This is a genomic window from Rhizobium sp. BK376 (assembly GCF_004341625.1).
Lineage (GTDB): Bacteria > Pseudomonadota > Alphaproteobacteria > Rhizobiales > Rhizobiaceae > Rhizobium.
In genome coordinates this window covers 212987-237903 of record NZ_SLZG01000006.1, presented here as the reverse complement: position 1 = coordinate 237903, position 24917 = coordinate 212987, and the positions used below count along the sequence as shown (strand labels likewise).

General features: G+C 59.6%; 23 protein-coding genes. 9 read left to right on the top strand and 14 right to left on the bottom strand.

The window, feature by feature from the left end:
• Positions 1-29: 29 nt before the first annotated feature.
• Positions 30-1745, top strand: a complete 1716-nt coding sequence (locus EV561_RS17465; RefSeq protein WP_132523565.1) for a dihydroxyacetone kinase family protein — start codon at positions 30-32, stop codon at positions 1743-1745.
• Between the two features lie 61 nt (positions 1746-1806).
• On the opposite strand, the gene EV561_RS17460 is transcribed toward EV561_RS17465, so the two are convergent.
• Positions 1807-2892 carry a LacI family DNA-binding transcriptional regulator gene (locus tag EV561_RS17460; RefSeq protein ID WP_281025734.1) on the bottom strand — a complete coding sequence of 362 codons (1086 nt, stop codon included), beginning with the start codon at positions 2890-2892 and terminating at the stop codon, positions 1807-1809.
• A gap of 300 nt (positions 2893-3192) precedes the next feature.
• On the opposite strand from EV561_RS17460, the gene EV561_RS17455 reads away from it, so the two are divergent.
• The 3 genes from EV561_RS17455 to EV561_RS17445 are packed head-to-tail and all read left to right on the top strand — an operon-like array spanning position 3193 to position 6850.
• The gene (locus EV561_RS17455) at positions 3193-5079 is read left to right on the top strand and encodes a TRAP transporter large permease subunit (RefSeq protein WP_132523563.1); all 1887 of its coding nucleotides are present in this window, start codon (positions 3193-3195) and stop codon (positions 5077-5079) included.
• A 33-nt stretch (positions 5080-5112) separates the two neighbouring features.
• Positions 5113-6144 carry a TRAP transporter substrate-binding protein DctP gene (gene dctP, locus EV561_RS17450; protein ID WP_132523562.1) on the top strand — a complete coding sequence of 344 codons (1032 nt, stop codon included), beginning with the start codon at positions 5113-5115 and terminating at the stop codon, positions 6142-6144.
• A 46-nt stretch (positions 6145-6190) separates the two neighbouring features.
• Positions 6191-6850, top strand: coding sequence for an HD domain-containing protein (locus EV561_RS17445; protein WP_132523561.1), 660 nt, complete (start codon positions 6191-6193; stop codon positions 6848-6850).
• An 80-nt stretch (positions 6851-6930) separates the two neighbouring features.
• On the opposite strand, the gene EV561_RS17440 is transcribed toward EV561_RS17445, so the two are convergent.
• The 13 genes from EV561_RS17440 to EV561_RS17380 form a co-directional block, all read right to left on the bottom strand.
• A complete protein-coding gene (locus tag EV561_RS17440; protein WP_132523560.1) occupies positions 6931-8268 on the bottom strand; it encodes an NAD(P)/FAD-dependent oxidoreductase in 1338 nt (445 codons plus the stop codon).
• Between the two features lie 51 nt (positions 8269-8319).
• The gene (locus EV561_RS17435) at positions 8320-9360 is read right to left on the bottom strand and encodes a DUF3445 domain-containing protein (RefSeq protein WP_132523559.1); all 1041 of its coding nucleotides are present in this window, start codon (positions 9358-9360) and stop codon (positions 8320-8322) included.
• Positions 9361-9394: 34 nt separating this feature from the next.
• Positions 9395-10360 (bottom strand): PDR/VanB family oxidoreductase, encoded by a 966-nt coding sequence (locus EV561_RS17430; protein ID WP_132523558.1) that lies wholly within the window; start codon positions 10358-10360, stop codon positions 9395-9397.
• Positions 10357-10962, bottom strand: a complete 606-nt coding sequence (locus EV561_RS17425; RefSeq protein WP_132523557.1) for a dimethylamine monooxygenase subunit DmmA family protein — start codon at positions 10960-10962, stop codon at positions 10357-10359. Before EV561_RS17425 ends, EV561_RS17430 begins: the two co-directional genes overlap by 4 nt.
• 9 nt (positions 10963-10971) lie before the next feature.
• Positions 10972-12105: an aminomethyltransferase family protein gene (locus EV561_RS17420; RefSeq protein WP_132523556.1), complete on the bottom strand. Its 1134-nt coding sequence runs from the start codon at positions 12103-12105 to the stop codon at positions 10972-10974.
• A gap of 169 nt (positions 12106-12274) precedes the next feature.
• Complete coding sequence (gene purU, locus EV561_RS17415) at positions 12275-13159, bottom strand: formyltetrahydrofolate deformylase (protein WP_132523555.1); 885 nt, start codon at positions 13157-13159, stop codon at positions 12275-12277.
• Between the two features lie 99 nt (positions 13160-13258).
• Entirely contained in the window at positions 13259-14566 is a 1308-nt protein-coding gene (glnT, locus tag EV561_RS17410; RefSeq protein WP_132523554.1) for a type III glutamate--ammonia ligase, read from the bottom strand.
• A gap of 82 nt (positions 14567-14648) precedes the next feature.
• Positions 14649-15977, bottom strand: a complete 1329-nt coding sequence (locus EV561_RS17405; RefSeq protein WP_132523553.1) for an FMN-binding glutamate synthase family protein — start codon at positions 15975-15977, stop codon at positions 14649-14651.
• A gap of 19 nt (positions 15978-15996) precedes the next feature.
• Positions 15997-16683 (bottom strand): GXGXG domain-containing protein, encoded by a 687-nt coding sequence (locus EV561_RS17400; RefSeq protein ID WP_132523552.1) that lies wholly within the window; start codon positions 16681-16683, stop codon positions 15997-15999.
• A gap of 52 nt (positions 16684-16735) precedes the next feature.
• Complete coding sequence (locus tag EV561_RS17395) at positions 16736-17632, bottom strand: glutamine amidotransferase family protein (RefSeq protein ID WP_132523551.1); 897 nt, start codon at positions 17630-17632, stop codon at positions 16736-16738.
• 90 nt (positions 17633-17722) lie between these two features.
• Positions 17723-18406 (bottom strand): helix-turn-helix domain-containing protein, encoded by a 684-nt coding sequence (locus EV561_RS17390; protein WP_132523550.1) that lies wholly within the window; start codon positions 18404-18406, stop codon positions 17723-17725.
• A gap of 74 nt (positions 18407-18480) precedes the next feature.
• Complete coding sequence (locus EV561_RS17385; protein ID WP_132523549.1) at positions 18481-19440, bottom strand: GlxA family transcriptional regulator; 960 nt, start codon at positions 19438-19440, stop codon at positions 18481-18483.
• A gap of 53 nt (positions 19441-19493) precedes the next feature.
• Positions 19494-19925 carry a MarR family transcriptional regulator gene (locus tag EV561_RS17380; RefSeq protein WP_132523548.1) on the bottom strand — a complete coding sequence of 144 codons (432 nt, stop codon included), beginning with the start codon at positions 19923-19925 and terminating at the stop codon, positions 19494-19496.
• Positions 19926-20212: 287 nt separating this feature from the next.
• Between EV561_RS17380 and EV561_RS17375 the strand changes: the two genes are divergently transcribed.
• The 5 genes from EV561_RS17375 to EV561_RS17355 all read left to right on the top strand — a co-directional run bounded on the left by EV561_RS17375 (position 20213) and on the right by EV561_RS17355 (position 24850).
• Entirely contained in the window at positions 20213-21046 is an 834-nt protein-coding gene (locus tag EV561_RS17375) for an alpha/beta hydrolase (protein ID WP_245512715.1), read from the top strand.
• A gap of 213 nt (positions 21047-21259) precedes the next feature.
• A complete protein-coding gene (locus EV561_RS17370) occupies positions 21260-22312 on the top strand; it encodes an alpha/beta hydrolase (protein ID WP_132523546.1) in 1053 nt (350 codons plus the stop codon).
• 144 nt (positions 22313-22456) lie between these two features.
• On the top strand, positions 22457-22648 hold the full coding sequence (locus EV561_RS17365; protein ID WP_132523545.1) for a twin-arginine translocase TatA/TatE family subunit: 192 nt from the start codon (positions 22457-22459) through the stop codon (positions 22646-22648).
• A 142-nt stretch (positions 22649-22790) separates the two neighbouring features.
• Positions 22791-23531, top strand: a complete 741-nt coding sequence (locus EV561_RS17360; RefSeq protein ID WP_132523544.1) for a response regulator — start codon at positions 22791-22793, stop codon at positions 23529-23531.
• Positions 23528-24850: a HAMP domain-containing sensor histidine kinase gene (locus EV561_RS17355; RefSeq protein ID WP_132523543.1), complete on the top strand. Its 1323-nt coding sequence runs from the start codon at positions 23528-23530 to the stop codon at positions 24848-24850. Before EV561_RS17360 ends, EV561_RS17355 begins: the two co-directional genes overlap by 4 nt.
• The last annotated feature ends 67 nt before the right edge of the window (positions 24851-24917 follow it).

Sequence of the window (24917 nt, the reverse complement as noted above, 5' to 3'; positions counted from 1 at the left end):
TCATTTCCAAACAGTTCGGGAAATTGACGATGAAGAAACTTATAAACGATCCCAAATTTGTCGTTCGGGAAATGCTCGAAGGCGTGGTTGCGATGTCGCAGGGGCTTGCCATCTTGTGTGACGAGAATGTTGTCATCCGCAACGATCTTCCGGGCAAGCTCAACAGGAAGGTCGCCGTCATTTCTGGCGGTGGTGCCGGGCATGAGCCTGCACACGCAGGCTATGTGGGTGCTGGGATGCTGACGGCGGCTGTGGTCGGCGACGTATTCACTTCTCCGAGCGTCGATGCGGTGCTTGCGGCCATCCGCGCTGTTTCAGGCCGTGCTGGCGCTCTGCTTATCGTGAAGAACTATACCGGCGATCGGCTCAATTTCGGGCTTGCGGCCGAGATCGCCACGTCGGAGGGCATCCCGACCGAGATGGTTCTGGTTGCCGACGACGTATCGCTGCGCAACACCGTTTCAGTAGAGAGGCGCCGCGGTATTGCCGGTACGGTGTTCGTCCATAAACTGGCCGGCGCGGCAGCCGACGCGCGACTGCCTCTTTCGGATGTAGCGCGCATTGCACGACAGGCAGCTTCCGAGGTTCGCTCGATGGGCGTCGGGCTTGGCACCTGCATCGTTCCTGCTGTCGGTCATGCCGGTTTCAGCCTCGGGGAAAACGAAATCGAATACGGACTGGGCATCCATGGAGAAAAGGGTGTCGAGCGAATGGCAATGAAACCGGCCGATGAGATTGTCGACGACGTGCTCAGCACTATCCTGTCGGATTTCGGCGAGGCCTCGCCGTCCAATGTTGCGGTCCTCGTCAACGGCCTTGGCGCGACGCCGCAGATGGAGCTTGCAATTGCCCTGCGCCACAGCCTTTTCAATCTGACGCAGCGGGGATTGAAGGTCGAGCGAGCCTGGTGCGGCAATTTTATGACCGCTTTGGAAATGCCGGGTTTCTCCCTTTCGTTGTTGCCGGTGGACAAGGAACGGCTTGAGTTGCTCGACGCCCAAGTGGATGCTGCCGGCTGGGCCGGAAATGGCCTGATCCGCTATCCCTTTGCAGTGGCTGAAGGCGAGGCCGTGGAAGCTGTCTCGCAAATCGATGCGCAGGATGGTCCGCTATCCGACAAATTGCGCACGGCCGCCCGGTCCATCGCCGATGCACTGGAGCAGGCAGAAGCCGAGCTCAGCGATCTCGACGGAAAGGCCGGCGATGGTGATCTCGGCGCAAGCATGGTTCGCGGCGCGGCGGCCATCAGGGAGCTTGCCGACGCAAGCTATGCGACGCCGTCGCGCTTCTTGGCCGATCTTGGAACGTCGGTGCGCCGCGCCATCGCCGGCAGTTCCGGTCCGTTCTACGCGACAGGCCTGGTGCGTGCCGCAACCCATCTGCAGGGGATAGATGATCCAGAAGAGATCGATTGGCTGAAAGCCTTTGCGGCTGCGATCCAGGCCATTTCGGATCTCGGAGGAGCAAAACGCGGCGATCGAACTATGTTGGATGCCCTCTATCCGGCACTGGATGCTTGGGCTAACGCCGCATCTGCCCCGCACTCGCCGGTAGCGGCATTTGCCGCCGCGGCGTCGGCTTCCACCAAAGGCGCGGAGCAGAGTGCAAATCTCACTCCCCGGGTCGGTCGCGCGAGCTATCTCGGCGAACGCGCGCTCGGATTTCCCGATGGTGGGGCCACAGCTGTCGCGATCTGGATGAATGCAATCGAACGCTCGTTGCAGTCCTCCGATTGCTGCCACTGAGGCAATGGGCACCGGGGAGGAATGCTTCGTGATGCGTGACAAAGGTTAGGGTCGGAAGATGTCAGTCCACGGCTTTGCGCAAATCGACCGGGAAAATAAGTCCGGGAACGGGAGCGGTCGTTCGCCTTGCGATCAACTGGGGTTCCAGTCGTATCTTGCGCATCGTCGTGCGACCCTTGAGCGTATCGAGCAGGAACCGCGCGGCGCCGTCTCCCATTTCCTTGGCCGGCACGTCCATGGTCGTCAGGGGGGGGCTGATGTGGGCGGTGAAGTCGAGATTGTCAAAACCAACGATCGAGATGTCATTCGGCACTGCAAGGCCCATCTCATGACATTCGATAAGCGCACCGAAAGCAAGAATGTCGTTGCCGCAGATGATCGCCGTCGGCCGCGGGATCAGCGCCTGCAGCACGCGCAAGGCTTCCCGACCGCTTGGAATGCTGTAGGGGCGCTCGATAATAGCGGACGGATCGAGTTCGATTCCGTGACGGGCAAGCGCTTCCCTGACGCCCGCCACGCGCGTGGCCGCACGGTCGTTGCCCTCCATCAATGCACAGATGACACCGAATGTGCGGTGCCCAAGCCCGTACAGGAATTCGGCTATGTCGAAGGAAGCTTGTCGGTTGTCAATGCCGACGCAGGGATGCGCCCCATCCGGCCTGAACACATAGGTGTTGATGTAGGGAATGTCGGCAGCCGCCAGCATCGGATAGAATTCAGGATGATGACATTCTCCAACCAGAACAAGGCCTTCGGCGCCCCGTTCTATCAGGACAGCGGTCTGTTCCTTTTCCCTGTCCAGGTCGTAGTCGAAGGTCGCGACAAGAAGAGAATATCCTTCGCTGGCAAAGCGCTGCTGCGCGGCGTCGACCAGGCTGGCATAGATCGCATGGTTGAGAGTCGGAATGACGATGCCGATCATGCGCGAACGATTGGAGCGGAGGGCCCTGGCGGCACTGTTCGGCATGTAGCTGAGCGCACGGATCGCGGCCTGTACTCGCTCGCGTGTTTCGGCCGATACGAGATCCGGCGTATTCTGGACTCGTGACACTGTTGCCGTCGAGCATCCCGCCAGTCGCGCCACGTCGCTGACCCGGACAGCTTCACCTTGATTTTTCTGTAATCGTTTTCTTTTTTCTGTCGCCATGATTGATCTTAATAGTCGTCCTCTGACGCCTTGACAAGATATCCGCAAAACTTTGCCGAGCAATGAATCCGGCATTCAGCCCCAAAATCGGCATTATCTAGGGAGTTTATATGAGATATCCGGACAATCTGAGGTCCTCTTTTCAGCTGCGGTTCCATAGATTCCGTTTGACGCATCCTGCAAAGAAATGTAATCCATTACATTAATGATCTCGACGGGCGGGAGGCCCAGACACGGAGACCAGGCGACGGCAGGTCGAAAAACCCCGTTCGCAATGGTGCGTGCACCAGGGAGGAATGCATGACAGTTGAGGTGGCTCCGGCCTATAGGGCCGAGGTTGACGGGGTTGAGGATCTGCATCCTGTTCCGCGCTGGCTTCAATGGATCGACGAGGCTGCGATCGCAGTCCTGAATATCTCATTGGTAGGGCAAGTTCTGCTCATTTTCGCGAGCACCATTCTGCGAAGCTATACCAATTCCCCGCTTGTGGTCGGCGTAGCCGAAACGGCTCATCCTTTCCTGGTGACCATCTCCTTCCTCGGAGGTGCCGTTTCCTACAGCCGCGGAAATTTCGTCGCCATCACCTTCCTGTCGGATCGGATGCCGGCGCATGTGAAGCCGTTCCTCGCGGCTCTGGTCGAGTGGACCGTTATTCTGGTCACCGCGCTCACTGCTTATTATTCCGTGCCCCTGCTGTTTTCCAATCTGGAAGAGACGACGATCGTTCTCGGCATCGGTTACGCGTGGCTGACAGTGCCGATCACGATCGGATGCGTGCTCTTCGTCGTACATGCCGCGGTCCGTCTGTTCCGGCTTCCCATTGCCGCCGCAATTTCCATGTTCTTCATTCCGGCGATCGCGGTCGCGTTGTTCCTTGTCAGCCAGGATGCGCTCAGCGCGAATCTTCCGGCCCTATATGCCGTGCTTGCCGGCATGTTCCTGGTGCAACTGATCCTCGGGATCCCGATCGGCTTTGTCCTTGCCACAACAGGTATTGTGTGTGTCTTGGGCTCGGAATCCTCGGACATGGTCGCGGTTGTCACGAATGCACAGCGCGGATCGGATGGGTTCATTCTGCTTGCCCTGCCATTCTTCATCTTCGCCGGCTTCATCATGGACCAGGCCGACATCGGCTCGAAGATCGTGAACCTGATCGTTGCGTTGATCGGCCATGTTCGTGGTGGATTGCTGCAAGTCATGGTGGTGGGCTGCTATCTAGGCTCGTGCATTTCCGGCTCTAAGGCCGCCGATATGGCCATGATCGGCATTCCGATGTCCAAGCAGCTCGAGGAGGAAGGGTATCCGGCGCCAGAGCGGGCCGCGGTGCTTGCGGCGGCGGCTGCGATGTCCGAATCCGTGCCCCCGAGTATCGCCCTGATCCTGATTGGATCTGCAACTGGCATATCGACAGGTGCACTGTTCGTTGCCGGTGTGCTTCCGGCGGCGACACTTGCCTTTTGCCAGATGGTGCTCATCCGCATCCGCGCCTCGATGTTCGGCTGGAAGCCCAGGCCGCGTGCGCCTTTCAGCCGGGTCGTCTCGACCGGCCGCAGCGCCATTCTTCCGCTGCTCCTGCCGGTCATCCTCATCGGCGGCATCATTGGTGGTTTCGGCACACCCACGGAAGTCTCGACTTTTGCCGTCATATACGGGCTGTTTCTGGGCTTCCTCTACCGCAAGTTCACGCCGGCCACCCTGTGGCAGACGCTGACCAACGCCTCGATGCTGAACGGCATGGTCTTCTTCACGGTCAGCATGGCGACGGTCTTTTCCTGGGCGCTGACACTAGAGGGCGTTACCAGCTCGCTCGCCGATTTCGTCGGCGGTTTCGGACCGACGGGATTTCTTCTGGCGGTGATCGTCATTTTCGTGCTGGTCGGGGCTGTTCTCGAGAGTTTCGTCACGATCATCATCCTGGCGCCGTTGCTTATGCCCGTTGCGGTGTCGCTTCATATCGATCCGCTGCACTACGGTATCGTGATGGCTGAGGCATTCGGTATTGGTGTCGTTCTTCCGCCGGTCGGCATCGCGCTTTACGTCGCCTGCAAGATCACGGGCGCCAGGGTGGAGGCCACCAGCCGCATACTGCTTTGGTATTTGAGCGTTCTGGTGATCGGCCTGCTCATACTGGTCGCCGTGCCTTCAATCACAACAATTCTGCCCACCCTGTTCAACATCAAGGGTTGATGGGCAGCGAGGGGAAACGAGAGGAGTGTTACTATGTCCGCATTTGATTTTCTAAACGGAGCAAGCTCCAACGGCGTATCGCGCCGACAGCTGTTGAAACTCGGCGGCGCGGTGGGAGCCGCCTCCATTCTCCCAGCCGGCATTGTGAGGGCTGCGGCAGCGAAGAAGCTTCGGCTCGCCCATCCGGCCCCCACCGAGCACGGCTGGCATCTCTGGGCACTGGAATTCAAGGCGCAGATAGAGAAGCTGACAGATGGCGGCGTGACCGTGCAGATTTTCCCGAATGCCCAGTTGGGAGGAGAGCGCGATATTGCGCAGGCGGTTCGTCGCGGCTCCGTCGAGATGGGTGGCATCGGCGTCGGTCTTTCGGGATGGGTGCCGGAAATGTCCATCACGGACGCTCCCTTCCTTTGGAAGACGCGCCAGCAGGCCTACAACGCATTCGCCGGCGAATTCGGCGACGATCTGCGCAAGCTTTCGCTCGATAAGGGATTCAAGCTCTGCGGCTGGACCGATCTGGGCTTCCGCTGCATGACCAACAACGTCAAGCCTGTGCTCAAGGCGGACGACATGCAGGGCCTGAAAATGCGCGTCCCCAATTCCCGCGCCTATATCGCCCTCATACAGTCTCTGGGCGCCTCGACTGTCGCAGTCGATCTGAGCGAGCTTTATCTGGCCCTCCGGCAGGGCGTCGCTGATGGCCAGGACACGCCGGCTCCGGTTGTGAAATCGACCAAGCTCTATGAAGTCCAAAAATTCGTGTCGAAGACCGACCACGTGCTGACGACGGCCTATATCGTGATCAATCCGGACGCCTACAGCAAACTTTCCGAGACCGAACAGGACGCTTTCAACAAGGCTTCGAAGGCAGCCGACGACCATGTCCGGATGCTGACGGTGCAGCAGGAGACCGAGGCCTACACCTTCTTTGCATCCAACGGCCTCAAAGTTTCGACCGACGTCGATCGCGAGTCGTTCCGAACCAAGACCGCATCGGTTCTGACAGGCAATCCCGACCTTTTCCCTCCCAAGTTGATCGAAATGGCCAACGCAACTGCTTCGTGACCGATCCGACAGATCTCCCAAGTCAACAAGAAATGAGGTTCACTCGATGGAGCAGACTAAGACCACCACCGCGACCCCGCCCCTGGCAAAGCAGGGGCGTCCCATTACCGATGAGATACGCGATATCGTCCGCAGGGATCTGCCTGAGATCGCGGAGATCAGGAATGACGATCTCCGCGCAAAAGTTGTCGAGGCCTGGGCCTTCGCATTGGCAGGAAGCAGCTATAATTCGCTGGTAGAGATGCCGGCCTGCGGTGTGCCCGGCATATTCGAAGCGATAAGCGGCAATCAGACGGATCATTTTCGTACCGTCACGCGCCAGGCCATTCTGGTAGCGGAAGACTTCATCCGGAATTTCCCGCAGCTCGACATAGACCGCGATCTGGTTGTCGCCGGCGCGCTCTGCCATGACATCGGCAAACCGTGGGAATTCGACCCGGTAAACCGGGAACGGTGGGCGTCTTCGCCCCATACCGGAAGGCCGGCATTGAGGCACCCAGCCTACGGCGTCTACATCTGCCTGACCGTCGGTCTGCCGGAAGAGGTCGCACACGTCGCGGCCGCGCATTCGGCGGAAGGCAATATGGTCGCACGCAGCATCGAAAACTGCATCATACATGCCGTCGACGAAGCCTACTGGCAGGTCATGACCGCCGGCAATCAGGTCAAGCCCGAGACGATCCCAGCCGCCTTCCGACGGCCATAAAAGAACGGGCGGCAACTAAAAACCCGCGACAGGAACGCCGAAGCGCTCCGGTCGCGGGAACGAACGTCTTTGGGGGGACGTCAATTGCGCAGATATTCCTCCATCGAGTCATCAAGGGCCTCGACCCAACGCGTGTGATGCGTCGGCGACATGTTGCCGGTCATCAGCGAGCGATAGGCATGGTCGCGGAAGCCCATGATGTTGTGGGCCTTGTGATGTTCCCACTCCATGAACGTCTTGTTGGTGCCTTCGATGTCAAAGCTCGGATAGTCGGTCTCTGCGAGTAGCTCCTTCACATAGTCACCCTGATACCAGATCATCTGCTCGGCATCTTCGAGCGTCTCCTCGCGGGCGCGCCACATGTCGAAATTCGCCTGCAGCTCTTTTTCGGGCGGCAGCTTGATGCGGCCCATCATGACGTCACGCGCCCACCAGGCCTGCACGTCGAACATGTTGAACGTGTAGAACTGGTCCTGCATGCCGATATAAAAGAGCTGCGGATTCTTGTCGAAGATCACGCCCTTGTAGAGGTGGTCGGCCCAGAGCCGGTTGGCCGTCTTCAGGCGCAAGTCGTCGGGCAAGAACGGGAAGTGATGCTGGTAGCCGGTGCACAAGATGAGGGCGTCGACCTCCTTGGTCGAGCCGTCGAGGAAATGCGCCGTCCGGTTCTCAAGCTTGGTCAGAAGTGGCCGCTCCTCGAAATTGTCCGGCCAATTGAAGCCCATCGGCTTGGAGCGATAGCTTGTTGTCACGGATTTCGCGCCATATTTCCAGCACTGCGATCCGATGTCTTCGGCCGAATAGCTGCGTCCGACGATCAGGATGTCCTTGCCCTTGAATTCCACCGCGTCGCGGAAATCGTGGGCATGGAGCACACGGCCGTTGAAGGTCTTCACGCCCTCGAAATAAGGCACGTTCGGCGTCGAGAAATGGCCGGTTGCGACGACCACATAGTCGAATTCTTCGTCATACATCCGGTCTTCGATCCGGTTATGCGCGGTCACCGTGAACTTCTTGGTCTCCTCGTCGAAGCTCACCATGCGCACCGGCGTGCTGAACCGCACCCAATGACGGACATTCGCCTTCTCGACACGGCCCTTGATGTAGTCCCAGAGCACGGCGCGCGGCGGATAGGAGGCGATCGGCTTGCCGAAATGTTCCTCGAAGGAATAGTCGGCGAACTCCAGGCATTCCTTCGGGCCGTTCGACCAGAGGTAACGGTACATGCTGCCGTGGACGGGCTCGCCATATTCATCGAGCCCCGTGCGCCAGGTGTAGTTCCAAAGCCCGCCCCAATCCGACTGTTTTTCGAAGCAGACGATTTCCGGGATTTCGGCACCCTTCTGGGCAGCCGATTGGAAGGCGCGCAATTGGGCAAGGCCGGATGGGCCGGCGCCGATGACGGCTACTCTAGTCATGTATCATTCCCCTTTTATTGGTAGGCTGTCTTCAAACGCATTCCTTTTGCGTCAATCCGGATAGATACCGGGGCTGGTCGGCGCCCCGTCGTCATAGGCCGAAAGCCAGTCGATCGTGTCCTGGCGAAAGCGGGTCAGTCCCTTGTAGTCGATGAGTTCGGGTGGCAGTGTCTTCAACACCCGCGGAAAGCGACGCGCCCATTTCGGCACGGTCACCAGTTCCTGCATGTTCATCAGGTAGCAGCGGATGACGAATAGGATGCCGTTGGAACGCGGCAGCCGCCAGAGGCTCTGGAGTTCGACACGCAGGTGCACCTTTTCGCCGACATTCTGCGGGGTGACCGTCGTGCGATCCGGGCCCCATTTCGGATAGTTCTCCGGGCTGGTGTCGAGCCGTGGATTGATCGTCATCGTCCAGTTGAAGCGACGCGTCGGCTTGCCCTGCTGCAGATTGAGCAGGAACTTCAAGGCGCGGTCGAAAACGCCCATCTGATGCGCCAACGGCACTGGTCCGTGCCATTCCATGAAGTTCATGCCGATGTCGAAATCGAGCGACCAGTCGGCCTGGGTCGTCACCATGCCGGCATCCATCCAGAGATTGCCGTCGCGCTGGTCAACGATGCAGAAGTCTCCCTGCGCCTGCCGTGTGATGTATTCGAACGGTTCATACGGCAGGGTGGATGGATCGCCGAAGGTGAAGGTATCGTCGATGCCGAGCGGCCGGTTGATCCATCTCCACCTGTCGCCGTTCCTGATCAGCGTGAAATGCTCGGGGTAGCCGGCGGCCTGTTCTTCCATCAGCAATTCAAGCGTGTCCCACTGTGCCGACATCATGTGGGGCAGGGCCTGATAGCGTAGCGGGTCCTCCTTCAGGACGAGCGCGCGATCGCGCATCTCCGCAACATAATGTTCGTCGACATCGATCAAGTTTTCGAAGACGGTTCCCGTACGTCCCTTCTCATGCGGTTCCATGTTGACGGAATACATGTATTCGTCCCGCTCGAAGGGAAAGGGAAAGCGGCGAATGTTTTCCGGGCTGTTGCGATAGCTGAAGTCGTCGCGGAAGGTTTCCTGTTTGAAGGCGATGGCCATGGTCATTCTCCCTGTTCCGCGTTTGTCGTCTTGGCTAGAGATCGAGATGCAACGTCTTTCCCTCGAAGCGGGAGACGCAAATCATCACCTTGCCGCCGGCTGCTTTTTCTTCGTCCGTCAAATAGATGTCCTGATGCAGAAGCTTGCCTTCGCAGGCGACGACTGCAGTCTCGCACTGTCCGCAGGCTCCGCCGCGACAGAGGAAGGGCGCATCGACGCCGGCAGTCTCGATTGCCTCCAGCATGCTTTCGTGATGACCGACATGGACGCTCTTGCCGGAGCGAACGAGCTCGACCGTGAATGGCTTGCCGGGTTGCGAAGAGAGGAAGCGTTCCGAATGCAGGTTCTGTTCCGGCCAGCCGGCCTCGATCCCGGCCTTGAGCACACCGTCGATCATGCCTGACGGGCCGCAGACGTAGAGATGCGTGCCGAGCGGCTGGCTGTCGAGAAGGCGCCCCAGCGGCAGGACGCCGCCCTCGGCGTCGCAGTAGAACTTGATTCGTTGCGAGCCGTAGCGCGCGACCAGCTCTTCGGCATAGGCGGCTCGATCGCGGGTGCGCACGGCATAATGCAGCTCGAAATTGGCGCCCTCGCGGGAAAACTGCTCCATCATGGCGATGAAGGGCGTAGTGCCGATGCCGCCGGCGATCAAAAGATGCTTGCGGCCGCGCCAGTCCGGCTGGAAGAGATTGACGGGGTAGCTGACCTTGATCTCGTCGCCTTCGCGGACCCTTTCATGCATGAAAGTCGAGCCGCCGCGCGACTCCTCGACATGCAGCACGCTGATCTCGTAAGCAGAGCAATCATGCGGCGCCGACATCAGCGAATAGGCGTTGCGCCTGACATGGCCCCCATCGTTCATCGTTACGATGACGTGGGCACCGCCCGAGAAATAGGGCATCGGCTGCCCATCCAGCCGCTCGAACCGGAAGCGCTTGATGCGGTCGGCAACAGGCGTCACCTTGGTCACACGAACCGGAATTTCAGTACCACCGCTCACAGGAACAATTCCTCCGGATCAGGGGCGCTGCCCGGCTCTTCCGCATCGATATTGACGCCCTGGAAGGCACCGAGCCGGCGAGAATAGTGGTCGCGCACCAAAAGCGGCAGGCCGCAATGGCTGCAGGTGAAGGGGCTGTGGGTCACATCGTCGGTGATGCCCTTGCAGTGCACGCATTGCACCCTTCGCGCCAGCGAGCCGCGATGCTCCGTGATGACGGCGGCGTGGTCCATGCCATATTCCAGCGCGACCATCATCACCTGGCCGATGAAGCCCTCGGTGCCCGAGATATAGAGGCGGGTACCCATACGCGCGCTTGACAGCGATCCCTTCAGCCGGAAGAGCAGCGTCGAGATCGTCGGCGCCACGTAGAACATATCGGCGCCGAGCTTGCGCAGCGCCTCGTCATGTCCCGCGCCTTGAGAGCCGCGGGCGACATAGAGGATTTCGCTGCGGGAGAGGGCGGTTTCGTCGAGCGTCGACCGTTGCTCCAGCAGCGCCTTTGCTCCCTCTCCCTCGAGTGCGAAGAGATGTCGCCTTGCGTATGGCTTGATGGCAAGACCGCTATAGACCGGCCGGCTCTTGATGCCTGCAACGAGCATGGGCACTCCTTAACCTATGGCTGTCCTCTTCTTCTTTTCCGGATCATCGAAGGGCAGCATATGTGCAATCGCGCTCGCCTTCACGGTCTTGCCGCGCACTTCGAGCTTCGTGCCTTGCACCGCTTTGTCGACGTCGAGGCGGGCGATCGCCATGGATTTTTTCGTGAGCGACGAGTAGCTGGGGCAGGTGATGACACCGACCTTTTTGCCGTCTGCGTAAACTTCGTCGCCAAGATCGGCCGGCCCGTCGGCATCGATCAGCATGCCGAAAATCTTGAAGCGTTCCTTGCCTTTGAGCCGCGCATGTTCCTCGGCGCCGCGGAAGCCGGTCTTGCCGGGGCTGACGGTGAAGTCGAGCCCGAGTTCCCACAGGCTGTCGCCCGGCTGCTCGTCAGCGAAGGGATACATCTGCGAATTGTCATAGGGATAGAAGAGCAGGTAGCTTTCGACCCGCAGCATATCGAGAACGGAGAAGCAGCAGGGAATGATGCCCATTTCCTTGCCTTCCGCGACGATCCGGTCCCAGACCATCCCGGCATCCTGGCAGCGAACGAAGATTTCGTAGCCGCGCTCGCCGGTGTAGCCGGTACGCGAGATCATCACGGGCGCACCGAAGAGAGTCGTCTGCATGTGATGGAAATATTTGAGATCGCGGATGCCGGGCACATATTTGGCCAGATAGTCGACTGCAAGCGGCCCCTGCAGCGACAGATCGTGCAGATCGTCGTCGAAGAGCACGGCGCAGTTGCGGCCCGCCGCCTGCTTGACGAGTTCCTCATGGCCGGAGCCGGAGCCGTGCACCAGCATCCAGGAATTCGGACCGGTGCGATAGACGATGCAGTCGTCGGTGAAATGGCCGCGGTCGTTCAGCATCGTGGCGTAGACTGAGCGACCGGGATAGATCTTCGTCATGTCGCGCGTGGTGATGTAGTCGAGAACGGCGATGGCGTGCGGGCCGACCAGGTGCACCTTCTTCAGGCCCGAGACATCCATGATGCCCGCCTTGGTGCGAACGGCGACATGCTCTTCCGACATGTCCTTCTCATAGGTCCAGGCGGTTCCCATTCCGCTCCAGTCCTCGAGTTTCGAACCCAGAGCCCGATGTCGATCCGCCAAGGCGGAGAAACGCCAAGATAAAGCCATTTCGTTCCCTCTTTTTCCTGTACGGAATATTTATTTCTTGACTATATTCGTCTTTCCCGTTGTGGCAAGCCGATCCAGACGATTTTATCGGCTTGTTTCGCTCTAAATTTCAAAACCTCGGGGCGCTTTTCAGGCATAGCGATGACAGCCGATCTCCCTGCGCTGCCGCTCACCCCATCCTCTCCGACGCATAGCTACCCGGGCTTGCCGGGAAGACGACGGTGCGGTTGCCGTTGATGAAGGTGCGGTGGTGGATATGGGCGTGGATGGCGCGGGCCAGCACCTGGCTTTCGACGTCGCGGCCCATCGAGACATAATCCTCGGCCGACTGCGCATGCGTGACGCGCACCGTGTCCTGCTCGATGATCGGGCCTTCGTCGAGATCGGCGGTGACATAGTGCGCCGTCGCCCCGATCAGCTTCACGCCGCGCTCATAGGCCTGCTTGTAGGGATTGGCGCCCTTGAAGCTCGGCAGGAAGGAATGATGGATGTTGATGATGCGGCCGGACATCTTGCGGCACATGGCGTCCGACAGGACCTGCATGTAGCGGGCAAGCACGATCAGCTCGGTGCCGCTCTGCTCGGCAAGGTCCAGAAGCTGGGCTTCCGCCTGCGGCTTGTTTTCCTTGGTGACGCGGATGTGGTGGAAGGGGATGTCGTGGTTGACGACGACCTTCTGGTAGTCGAAATGGTTGGAGACGACGCCGACGATGTCGATCGGCAGCGCCCCGATCTTCCAGCGATAGAGCAGGTCGTTGAGGCAATGACCGAAGCGCGACACCATCAGCAGCACCTTCATGCGCTTGGTGGCATCGTGCAGCTCGGCATCCATGGCGAATTTCCCGGCGACCGGCTTGAAGCCCTCGACCAGCGCCTCGGCGCCGACCCCTTCCTCAGAGATGAAGCTGACGCGCATGAAGAACTTGCCGGTGTCGAGATCGTCGAACTGCGAGCTGTCGACGATGTTGCAGCCTTGGTCGGCCAGATAGTTCGATATCGCCGCAACAATCCCGCGCGTCGACTTGCACGATACCGTCAGAACGTAGCTCTTCATGTCGTTTTCCTCGCCGCTGCGGCGTATATCGCATCCTTAAGAACCGGCGGTCGCCGCCGGTCCATGGCCCCTATAAATTTCGAAACCTCGGCGCCCGGCTCAGATATCGAGCGTCGCGTCGCGTTCCCACTGCGTGAAATGCGAGCAGTAGGCGTTCCATTCCTGATGCTTGAGCTTGAGGTAGGCGGAGGAGAATTCGGTTCCGATCGCTTCCTTCAAACCCTCGTCAGCATCATAGGCACGCAGGGCATCGAGCAGGTTCAGCGGCAGGCGCGGCGCGTCCTTGACCAGATGGCCTTCCGCATACATGTCGATATCGCAATGCGGACCGGGGTCCGCCTTGGTACGGATGCCGCCCAGACCGGCGGCGATGATCACCGCTTGTAGTAGGTATGGATTGACCGCTCCGTCGGGCAGGCGAAGCTCGAAGCGCCCAGGCCCCGGCACGCGCACCATGTGGGTGCGGTTGTTGCCGGTCCACGTGACCGTGTTCGGCGACCAGGTCGCGCCCGAAGTCGTTCTCGGCGCGTTGATGCGTTTGTAGGAATTGACCGTCGGATTGGTGATCGCGGCAAGCGAGGAGGCATGTTTCATGATGCCGCCTAGGAAGTGCTTGCCCTCCGCCGATAGCCCGAATTCGGCTTCCTTGTCGGCAAAGACGTTGGTCCTGCCGTCATTGTCCCAGACGGAGACGTGGCAATGGCAGCCATTGCCCGTCAGGCCCTTGAAGGGTTTGGGCATGAAAGTCGCGCGAAGCCCATGTTTCTCGGCGATCGACTTCACCATGAACTTGAAGAAGGAATGCTTGTCGGCCGTCTTCAGCGCGTCATCGAATTCCCAGTTCATCTCGAACTGGCCGTTCGCGTCTTCATGGTCGTTCTGATAGGCGCCCCAGCCGAGCTCCAGCATATAGTCGCAGATCTCGGCGATGACGTCGTAGCGACGCATGACCGCCTGCTGGTCGTAGCAGGGCTTTTCAGCGGTATCGAATTCATCCGAGATCTTCGAGCCATCGGCGGTGATCAAGAAGAATTCCGCCTCGACTCCGGTCTTGACGCGCTTGCCCTGTGATTGCGCCTGGGCAACCAATTTCTTCAGGACATTGCGGGGCGCCTGCGCCACCAGCTGGCCTTCCATCATGCAATCGGCAGCAACCCAGGCGACTTCCCTCTTCCAGGGCAGTTGGATGACGGAATCTGCGTCCGGCACCGCAAAAAGATCGGGATGGGCAGGCGTCATGTCGAGCCAGGTGGCGAAACCGGCAAAGCCCGCGCCTTCTTCCTGCATGCCCTTGATCGCCTGCGCTGGCACAAGCTTGGCACGCTGCCCGGAGAAGAGATCCGTATAGCTGATCATGAAATATTTGATGCCCTTGTCTTTTGCAAAGGCAGCAAGGTCCAGTGTCATTCTCGTTCCCCTTTGGATTTCTCAGAGACACTTTGGTTATGCATGCGAGACGGCCGGGCATTTTTGCCTCGGCCGGCAGAAATCAGTAGCCTCCCTTGCCTGGTATCCAGCTCGTTCCCGCGAGCGGTACCTGCGCCATGGCCGACGCTTCGATCGTCAGTGCGCACAAATCTTCAGGTTCCAGATTGTGGACATGGTTCTTGCCGCAGGCACGGGCGATCGTCTGTGCCTCCAGCGCCATGACCTTGAGATAATTGGCCAGACGGCGACCGGCGGCAACAGGGTCGACGCGCTTCATCAATTCAGGGTCCTGCGTGGTGATGCCTGACGGATCCTTGCCCTCATGCCAGTCGTCATAGGCGGTGGCGGTCGTATGGAGCGCCTCATAGTCGGCGGCCCAGCGCGGATCATTTTCGCCGATGGCGATGAGGGCCGCCGTACCGATCGATACCGCGTCGGCCCCGAGCGCCAACGCCTTGGCGACGTCGGCGCCATTCCTGACGCCGCCGGAGATAATCAGCTGCACCTTGCGATGCATGCCAAGATCCTGCAGCGCCTGGACCGCAGGGCGGATGCAGGCAAGCGTCGGCATGCCGACATTCTCGATGAAGACTTCCTGCGTGGCGGCCGTGCCGCCCTGCATGCCATCGAGCACGACGACGTCAGCGCCGGCTTTCACGGCAAGAGCGGTATCGTAATAGGGCCTGGCGCCGCCGACCTTGACGTAGATCGGCTTTTCCCAATTGGTAATTTCGCGCAGCTCGAGGATCTTGATCTCCAGATCGTCCGGTCCGGTCCAGTCAGGATGGCGGCTGGCAGAGCGCTGGTCAATGCCCTTCGGCAACGTGCGCATCTCTGCAACACGGTCGGAAATCTTCTGCCCGAGCAGCATGCCGCCGCCGCCAGGTTTGGCACCCTGGCCGACGACGATTTCGATCGCATCGGCGCGGCGCAGATCTCGCGGGTTCATGCCGTAGCGCGACGGCAGATATTGATAGACCAGAATCTCGGAATGGCCGCGTTCCTCTTCGGTCATGCCGCCGTCACCTGTCGTCGTCGAGGTTCCGGCGATGGTCGCGCCGCGGCCGAGAGCCTCCTTGGCGGGCCCCGAGAGCGAACCGAAGCTCATGCCGGCAATCGTAATTGGGATTTTCAGCTCGATCGGCTTCTTTGCATGGCGTGAGCCGAGCACGACATTGGTGCCGCACTTCTCGCGATAGCCTTCCAGCGGATAGCGGGAAATCGAGGCGCCGAGGAAGAGAAGATCGTCGAAATGCGGCAGCTTGCGCTTGGCGCCGGCGCCGCGGATATCATAGATGCCGGTCGCTGCTGCGCGGCGAATTTCCGACATCGTGTATTCGTCGAAGGTTGCCGAGGGGCGAGGCTTGGTGGGCGGATTCTGATAGCTCATTTAAAAACCTCGATTGGGCTCAATAGGCGTCGGCATTGTCGACGTGGAAATTGTAGAGCTTGCGGGAGGAGCCGTAGCGGCTGAACTCTTCCGGCCTGACATCGGTAATGCCGGCCTTTTCGAGAAGGTTACCGAGAAGCCTGATATGTTCAGGGCGCATTTCCTTGGCCACGCAATCGGCGCCAAGGGACTGGACCTTGCCGCGCACGAAGATGCGGGCTTCATAAAGGGAATCGCCGAGCGCCTCGCCGGCATCGCCAAGCACGACCAGATTGCCTGCCTGCGCCATGAAGGCAGACATGTGGCCGATATTGCCGCGCACGATGATGTCGATGCCCTTCATCGAAATGCCGCAACGCGAAGAAGCATTGCCCTCGATAACAAGCAATCCGCCGCAGCCGGTGGCGCCGGCATACTGGCTGGCGTCGCCCTTGATGGTGATCCGGCCGGACATCATGTTCTCTCCGACACCGGGGCCGGCCGATCCGTGTACGGTGATGCTGGCCTCTTCATTCATGCCGCCGCAGTAATAGCCGACGCTGCCGTGGATATCGATGCTGACGGGCGCATGTACGCCGGCTGCAACCGCATGGTGCCCGCGAGGGTTCACGACATCGAACTTGATGTCGTTGTCGCCCGTTGCCACGTCATGCAGGGTCTGGTTGAGGTCGCGAAGCGGAGTTACCGCAAGATCGAATGTGGGCATGAAATCGTCCTGAAATGAAATCGAGCCGATAGGTTGAAGTCGAAGTCCGGCTTCAGCGTTCCCAGAAATAGACGGTCGCCGGTTCCGGCTCCCAGACCCGTGCATCCTCGATGCCCGGCAGGTTGACGAGCGCGCGATATTCCGAGCCGAAGGCGACATATTGATCGGTTTCGGCCATGACTGCCGGCTTGCAGGCGATCGCGTCGCGCACGACACCGAAGCCGGATTTCGTGCCGACCACAAAGGTGAAGAAGCCGTCGAGATCGTTGACCGCGCCTTCCAGTGCCTGGCCGAGGTTCTTGCCCTTGGCCATCTCGGCGGTGAGATAGGCGGCAGCAACTTCGGTGTCATTTTCCGTCTCGAAGGTCATGCCCTCGCGTTTCAGTTCACGGCGCAGATTATTGTGGTTGGAGAGCGAGCCATTGTGCACCAGGCACTGGTCGGAGCCTGTCGAGAACGGGTGGGCGCCAAGCGTCGTCACGGCCGATTCCGTCGCCATGCGCGTATGGCCGATGCCATGTGTGCCCGACATGGAGTTGACCGCAAAGCGCGAGACCACGTCCTTCGGCAAGCCGGTTTCCTTGTAAATCTCGATTGCATCGCCACTGCTCATGATGCGGACATCAGGACGAAGCTCGGCAATCGCGGCGCGTCCCTCGTCAAGCATGTCTCTCGGTAGAGTGATGACGGCATGGGTGCTCTTGATCTCGATGGAGATGGGAGCGTCCAGTGCCTTTCTGAGGTCGGCCCCGAGGTCGGCGAAGTCTTTCTTCGGCTTGGCCGACTGGATCGTGATCTTGGTGTCGCTACCGCTGCTTGCGCCGTAGATCGCAATACCGGCGCTATCCGGTCCGCGGTCGGTCATCGTGACAAGCATCGACGATAGAAGCGAGCCAAGTTCGGGCTCCAGGCTTTTATCCTTCAGGAAAAGCCCCACAATTCCGCACATGATCAGACCCTCCATTCGCGTATGCGAAATGAGTAACAGGTCCAATTCTGGATTTCAACTTGGAAGAATAAATTTTTCTTTTAAGGCAAGTCAGCCGGACCCGTCGCGCTGTGGATAGCTGATGATCGACAGGTATCTGCTTGGAAGCTTGACCAATTGCTCCGGTCCGTGCGGCGCATCGGCGTCGAAGAACAGGCTGTCGCCCGGCTGCATCGGGAAAAGCTGGTCGCCGTGGCGATAGACCACCTCGCCCTCAAGCATATAGAGAAACTCCATCCCTTCGTGCTGGAAGGTCGGGAAGACATCGGAATCGGCAGTCAGGGTGATGAGATAGGGCTCGACGATGACGCCGCTGGAGTTGTTGTCGATGTGACCGAGAAGATTGTACTGATGGCCGGCGCGCGTCCCTCGCCGTTCAAGCTCGACGCCTTCGCCCGCCTTGACGAAAACGGCATTGCGGGGCTGCTCGTAACGGCGAAAGAATGCCGTCAGCGGTACGCCCAGGGCGCGGGAGAGGGCCTGGAGCGTGGTGAGCGACGGTGAGATGTTACCGTTCTCGATCTTCGAGAGCATGCCGAGCGATATCCCGGTTGCGGCGGCAAGGTCCGTCACTGTTATGCCGAGCTTCTTGCGATAGGCACGCACCTCGTGGCCGATCGCCATTTCGAGATTGTTTTCCTTGGGTTCGCGAACCGCATGCGGATCTTGCGTAAAAGCGGGCCGGGAGCCATGCGGCGGTTCCTGGTTCGCTGCCTTATCATGCTTGCTGCTCATTGGCGGTCCCTTGCGGCAGGTCTTCTGCAGCGCACCCTATCGTCAGGGTGAAATTTTCTCAACCGTGAAGAAAGTCAGGACTTACGCACGTCGCTCGGTGCCATGCCATAGGCGCGCCGAAAGACGCGAGAGAAGTGCGCCCCATTGGAAAATCCCGTCGCGACCGCGATCTGCGAAATCGAAAGCGGGCTTTGCTCCAGCAGGCGCCGGGCATGCTGCAATCGGATCTGGCGGTACTGATCAAGGAAACCTGAGCTGAGATGGGTGGCAAAAAGCCGATCCAGATGACGCGGTGTGACACCGGCAATGCGCGCCATGGCGGAGCGATCAAGCGGCATCTCGATCGTCTCCTCCATTTTCTCAAGGACGCTGAGAAGCCCCGGATGATGGACGCCGTAACGCTCTGCCAGCGATGCGCGTTGCGGCGCGGCGGGCTCGCCGACCTCGGTGTGCAGATACCAGTCGCTGACCCTGCGGGCGAAGTCCTGCCCCATCCGTTCAGCGATCAGGGCGTGCATCATGTCGAGGGATGCGATGCCGCCGCCGCAGGTTATGCGGTTGCTGTCGATGACGAAGCGCGCCTGGCGTGGAGCAAGATCGGGAAAGGCTTCCAGCAGCGCGGGTGCATATTCCCAGTGAATGGTGAAATCACGCTGCGCCAGCAGGCCGGCCTGCGCCAGCAGGTAGGGGCCGCCGGAGATGCCGCCGATGCGCACGCCGTCGCGGGACAATTGTCGGAGGCAGGAAAGCAGGGCCGGATATTGCCACTCCCGCGGCGAGCCGCCGGCGCACACAAAGACAGTCCCGAGTTCCGATCGCCGGCTGGGTAGCGGCTCGGCCGGAACCAACACGCCGCTGGAGGAGTGTGCATGCTTTCCTTCCGGCGAGAAGTTAGAGATGCGATAGATCTCCCGACCGGCGAGAAGGTTCGCAGCGCGCAGCGGCTCGGTCGCCGAGGCGTAAGACATCAAGGCAAATCCCGGGATCAGGATGAAGCCGACATGCTGCAGGTTTTTTGCATCGACCGAAGACATGTCTCTTTCATACCGGCGGACGTCCCGAAGAGGCAAGGAGCGCGGTAAGAGCGTCAGATCTCTTCTTCGGCCAATGCACCGCGCAGTGCGCGCACCTGCCGGTTCAGCGCTTCCATTTGCTGCGGTGTCATGCCCGAGCGCTCCACCAGGGTCTCACCAAGACAGTTGCTCTGGACAAGCAAGGCGTGACCGGCATCGGTGAGCCAGACGTGAACCTGACGTTCGTCTGCCTTGCTGCGCCGGCGTTCGACGAGGCCGGCCTGCTCCATCCGTTTCACCGGCGGCGTGATCGTACTCGACTCCAGTGCCAGCCGCTCGGCAATTGCGCCGATCGTCATGCCGTCCTCCTCTCCCAAAGCGCTCAGAACCAGATACTGCGGGTAGGTGATACCCATAGCATCCAGCATCGGCTTGTAGGTGCGATTGATCGCAAGGCTCGCGGCATAGAGCGAGAAACAAAGCTGGTTGTCTAGCGGGACAGGCATATAAGGTCTCCTGCAAATGTCAGGTCTCTTTCTACCACGAAAAATAATATCGCGATAATATTTTTTCTATGGACAGGCTCGAGAAGTGCCGCTATGGTCAAGTTATCGCGATAATAGATATTGCGATAATGATTTAAAGGAAGATCGAGATGAGCCAGTCGAACACTCAAGCTACCCGTCGCGGCGTCATGACAGCAGGTCTGGGCATTGCCGCTGCAGCGGCGGTCCTGCCCCTTGCACAATCCGCAGAAGCCTCCACCAAGCAGCCTTCGAAAGGGAAGAACACGATGAGCAGCAATACGATCACCACCAAAGACGGCACTGAGATTTACTACAAGGACTGGGGAACGGGTCAGCCGATCGTGTTCCACCACGGTTGGCCGTTGAGCGCCGACGACTGGGATGCCCAGATGTTGTTCTTCCTCGACAAGGGCTTCCGCGTTATCGCCCATGATCGCCGCGGCCACGGCCGTTCGAGCCAGACGGCGACCGGAAACGAGATGGACACCTACGCCGCCGACGTGGCCGAGCTGGTCGATCATCTCGGCCTGAAGGGTGCGATCCATGTCGGCCATTCGACAGGCGGTGGCGAAGTTGCCCGCTATGTCGCAAAGCATGGCGGTAACGGCCGAGTGTCCAAGGCTGTCCTGATTGGCGCTGTGCCGCCGATCATGGTCAAGTCCGACAAGAACCCGGGCGGCCTTCCGCTTGAAGTGTTCGATGGCTTCCGTACTGCCCTGGCTGCAAACCGCGCACAGTTCTTCCACGACATACCAGCGGGGCCGTTCTACGGCTTCAACCGTCCGGATGCCAAGGTGTCGGAAGGCATCATCGACAATTGGTGGCGCCAGGGCATGATGGGCGGCGCCAAGGCCCATTATGATTGCATCAAGGCCTTCTCCGAAACCGACTTCACCGACGACCTGAAGGCGATCGACGTGCCGGTGCTCGTCATGCATGGCGATGACGACCAGATCGTGCCGATCGCAGATTCCGCCCTTCTGTCCTCCAAGCTGCTGAAGAACGGCACTTTGAAGGTTTACAAGGGCTTCCCGCATGGCATGGCCACGACCCATGCCGATGTGATCAACGCGGATCTGCTGGCCTTCTTCAAGGCATAAGCCTTCAAAAGCCGTTATAGCGACTGAATGGAGCGCCCTTCGACGAGGGGCGCTCTTTTGCATTCGAAGCCGGGGACCACGGGCAATTGTATCAAAGTGTATCTTGGCCGCTGAAAGCTACATGGGTATTCAAAACAGGATGGATCGCGACACAACGGGGATACATGAGAGTCGTTTTCTTGCGGCACGACGAATTCAACTGGAGAGAAGACCATGTCTGACGAAATCAACCATCAACGCCGTCGATTTTTTGGTATTGCCGCGATGGCGGTCGCTGCAACTCAGCTGGGAGCGATCGGCATCGCCAATGCGCAGTCAGGCAATGAGACCCCGAAAAAATTGCCCACCATCAAGCCGGGCACGAATACCTCGTTCGCGCCACTGAAGCAGATTGATGCTGGCCTCCTCAATATCGGATATGCCGAGGCAGGTCCGGCCAACGGCCCCGTCGTCATCCTCCTGCATGGCTGGCCCTACGATATCTACAGCTTTGTCGACGTCGCGCCCTTGCTTGCATCGGCCGGCTACCGGGTGATCATCCCCTATCTTCGTGGTTATGGCACGACAAGGTTCCTCTCCAGCGACACAGTCCGCAACGGCCAACAGGCGGTTGTGGCTGTCGACATCATCGCGCTGATGGATGCGCTGAAAATCGAGAAGGCAGTCGTCGCCGGTTACGACTGGGGCGCTCGCACAGCCGACATTGTCGCCGCACTCTGGCCCGAGCGCTGCAAGGCCCTGGTTTCTGTCAGTGGCTACCTGATCGGCAGCCAGGAGGCTAACAAGAAGCCACTCCCGCCCAAGGCCGAGCTCTTGTGGTGGTACCAGTTCTACTTCGCCACGGAACGCGGACGGCTTGGCTACGAGGCCAACCGGCATGATTTCAACAAGCTCATCTGGCAGCTCGCCTCTCCGAAGTGGAACTTCGACGATGCGACCTATGACAGGTCGGCTGCGGCCTTCGACAATCCCGATCACGTGGCAGTTGTGATCCACAATTACCGCTGGCGTCTTGGCCTTGCTGAAGGCGAGCCGCAGTATGACGAACTGGAAAAGAAGCTCGCTGCATTTCCGGTTATATCGGTGCCGACGATTACCATGGAAGGCGATGCCAACGGTGCGCCGCACCCTGAACCGGCCGCCTATGCCAACAAATTTTCCGGCAAGTATAGCCATCGCACCATCGGCGGCGGCATCGGCCACAACCTGCCTCAGGAAGCGCCCCAGGCCTTCGCTCAGGCCGTGATCGACGTCGACGCATATTGATTGCCGATAAGAAGGGCGCGGGCACAGCGTTCGTCGCCGCGAAAATCGAGATGGCAATAGACCACACTTATTCCGCCGGCTGGCTATCCGGGCCTCGTGTCCGGGTAGCAGCCCAACAAACCAAGTACACGAAAGGATCCGACTATGGGTTCACTCAGCATCTGGCATTGGTTGATCGTCCTCGCGATCGTCCTTCTTATCTTCGGTCGAGGCAAGATCCCCGAGTTGATGGGTGATGTTGCAAAGGGCATCCGGAGCTTCAAGGCCGGTATCTCGGATGATGACGATGAAAAATTGCCCGCTATTCGCCATGCGCGCGAACAGGAACCGCAATGATCGGCAGGCTGCGCTTGCGCTTCGGCATATCAACATTTGAAGATATGGAACTTTTCGGACATCGATCGAAGAGTCTTCATATCAGATCGAATATCGATCATGACGGGCCTGCCTTCGTCGACAATTGATTCAGGAGCCGCAAGTGGAGCACATCGATCACATTCTCATCGTCGATGACGATCGTGAAATCCGTGAACTGGTGTCGAGCTATCTGACGAAGAACGGCCTTCGGACGACTGTCGCTGCCGATGGCCGGCAGATGCGCAGCTTTCTCGAATCCAATACCGTCGACCTTATCGTGCTCGATGTCATGATGCCGGGCGATGACGGCCTTGTTCTGTGCCGGGAATTGCGGGCAGGCAAGCACAAGGCAACGCCGATCCTGATGCTGACGGCCCGCACCGACGAGATGGACCGGATTATCGGGCTAGAGATGGGCGCGGACGACTATCTTGCCAAGCCTTTTGCCGCACGCGAACTGCTGGCCCGCATCAAGGCCGTGTTGCGCCGGACCCGCATGCTGCCCCCCAATCTGCAGGTGACCGAGGTCGGCCAGCTGCTGACCTTCGGCGATTGGAAGCTCGATACGGTTGCCCGCCATTTGCTCGACCGCGAGGGAACCGAGATTGCGCTCAGCGGTGCTGAATATCGGCTGCTCCGCGTCTTTGTCGATCACCCGCAGCGCGTTCTCAATCGCGATCAGCTGTTGAACCTGACGCAAGGTCGCGAGGCGGATTTGTTCGATCGCTCCATCGATCTTCTGGTCAGCCGTCTTCGGCAGCGGCTGGGCGATGATGCCCGTGAACCGACCTACATTAAGACGGTTCGCAGCGAAGGCTACGTGTTGTCGGTACCGGTCGAAATCTCAGAGTTTCGCAAATGATTGCGGCGAAGGCATTCCATCCTTTGCAGCTTTGGCCAAGGACGTTGCGGGCAAGGCTGTTTCTGATCCTGCTTGCCGGTCTTACGATCGCCTCCGGCCTGTCTTTTGCCGTGATTGTCACCGAGCGCTACCTGTCGGCCAAGGCGATCATGCTTGGCACGCTGGAGAGCGACGTGGCGACTTCGATCGCCGTTCTCGATCGTTTGCCGGCGAACGAACGCGCGAATTGGCTGGATCGGCTCAGCCGCGGAAACTATCACTTCGTCATGGGACCAGGATTGCCCGGCGTGGCTGACGTATCCGGTCGAGGTGCCGAGATCGCCGCGAAAATCGAGGAAGCCGTCGGTCATCGCTTTCCTCTCAAGGTCGAATCCATCCCGGGAGACGGGCGGCGGCTGCAGGCGCATTTGACATTGAGCGACGGCAGTCCCCTGACGATCGATGTCACGCCGACGGGTATCATGCCGCTCGCCCAGTGGCTGCCCTATGTCCTGATCGTCCAGCTCATCCTCCTGATCCTTTGCACATGGTTTGCCGTTCGACAGGCGATCCGTCCCTTAGCGGCACTTGCCGCGGCAGCGGACGCGCTCGACCCCAACAAGAAGGACCCGAGGCTGGACGAAAGCGGTCCGACCGAGGTCGCCCATGCGGCAAAGGCCTTCAATTCCATGCGCGACCGCATTGCCAGATATCTCGAAGAGCGCGTCCAGATCCTTGCGTCAATCTCGCATGATCTGCAGACGCCGATCACCCGCATGCGCCTGCGGGCGGAGATGGCGGACGATACGCCGGAGAAGGACAAGCTTGTGCAGGATCTGGCCGAGATCGAACGCCTTGTTCAGGAAGGGGTGGCCTACGCCAGAAGCGCTCATGGCAACGTCGAAAAATCATCTAAAATCGATATCGCCTCATTCATCGAGAGCCTTGCCTACGATTACCAGGATATGGGAAAGGCCGTGACCATCGCCAAGACGATTAGCGGCACGCTGATGACAAGGCCGCATGCGCTTCGGCGTATTCTATCGAACCTCATCGACAACGCCCTGAAATTTGCCGGCGATGCAGAGATCAATGTCGCGCGAGACGGCCAGGGACTTGTCACCATCACCGTTCTGGATAGCGGCGCTGGCATCCCCGACGATCAGCTCGAAGCGGCGATGCAGCCGTTCTACAGGCTCGAACAGTCCCGCAATCGCGGCACCGGCGGAACCGGGCTGGGTTTGGCGATCGCACAACAATTGGCAATCGCGATCGGCGGCTCTCTGAGGCTCTACAATCGCAGCGAAGGCGGCCTTGCCGCGGAAATCACCCTCCGCTGACGTTTCAGCGCAGCTTTCCAACAGGATCGCGATCGGCGTATCGCGTCTCGCCTCTGCGTGACCATTA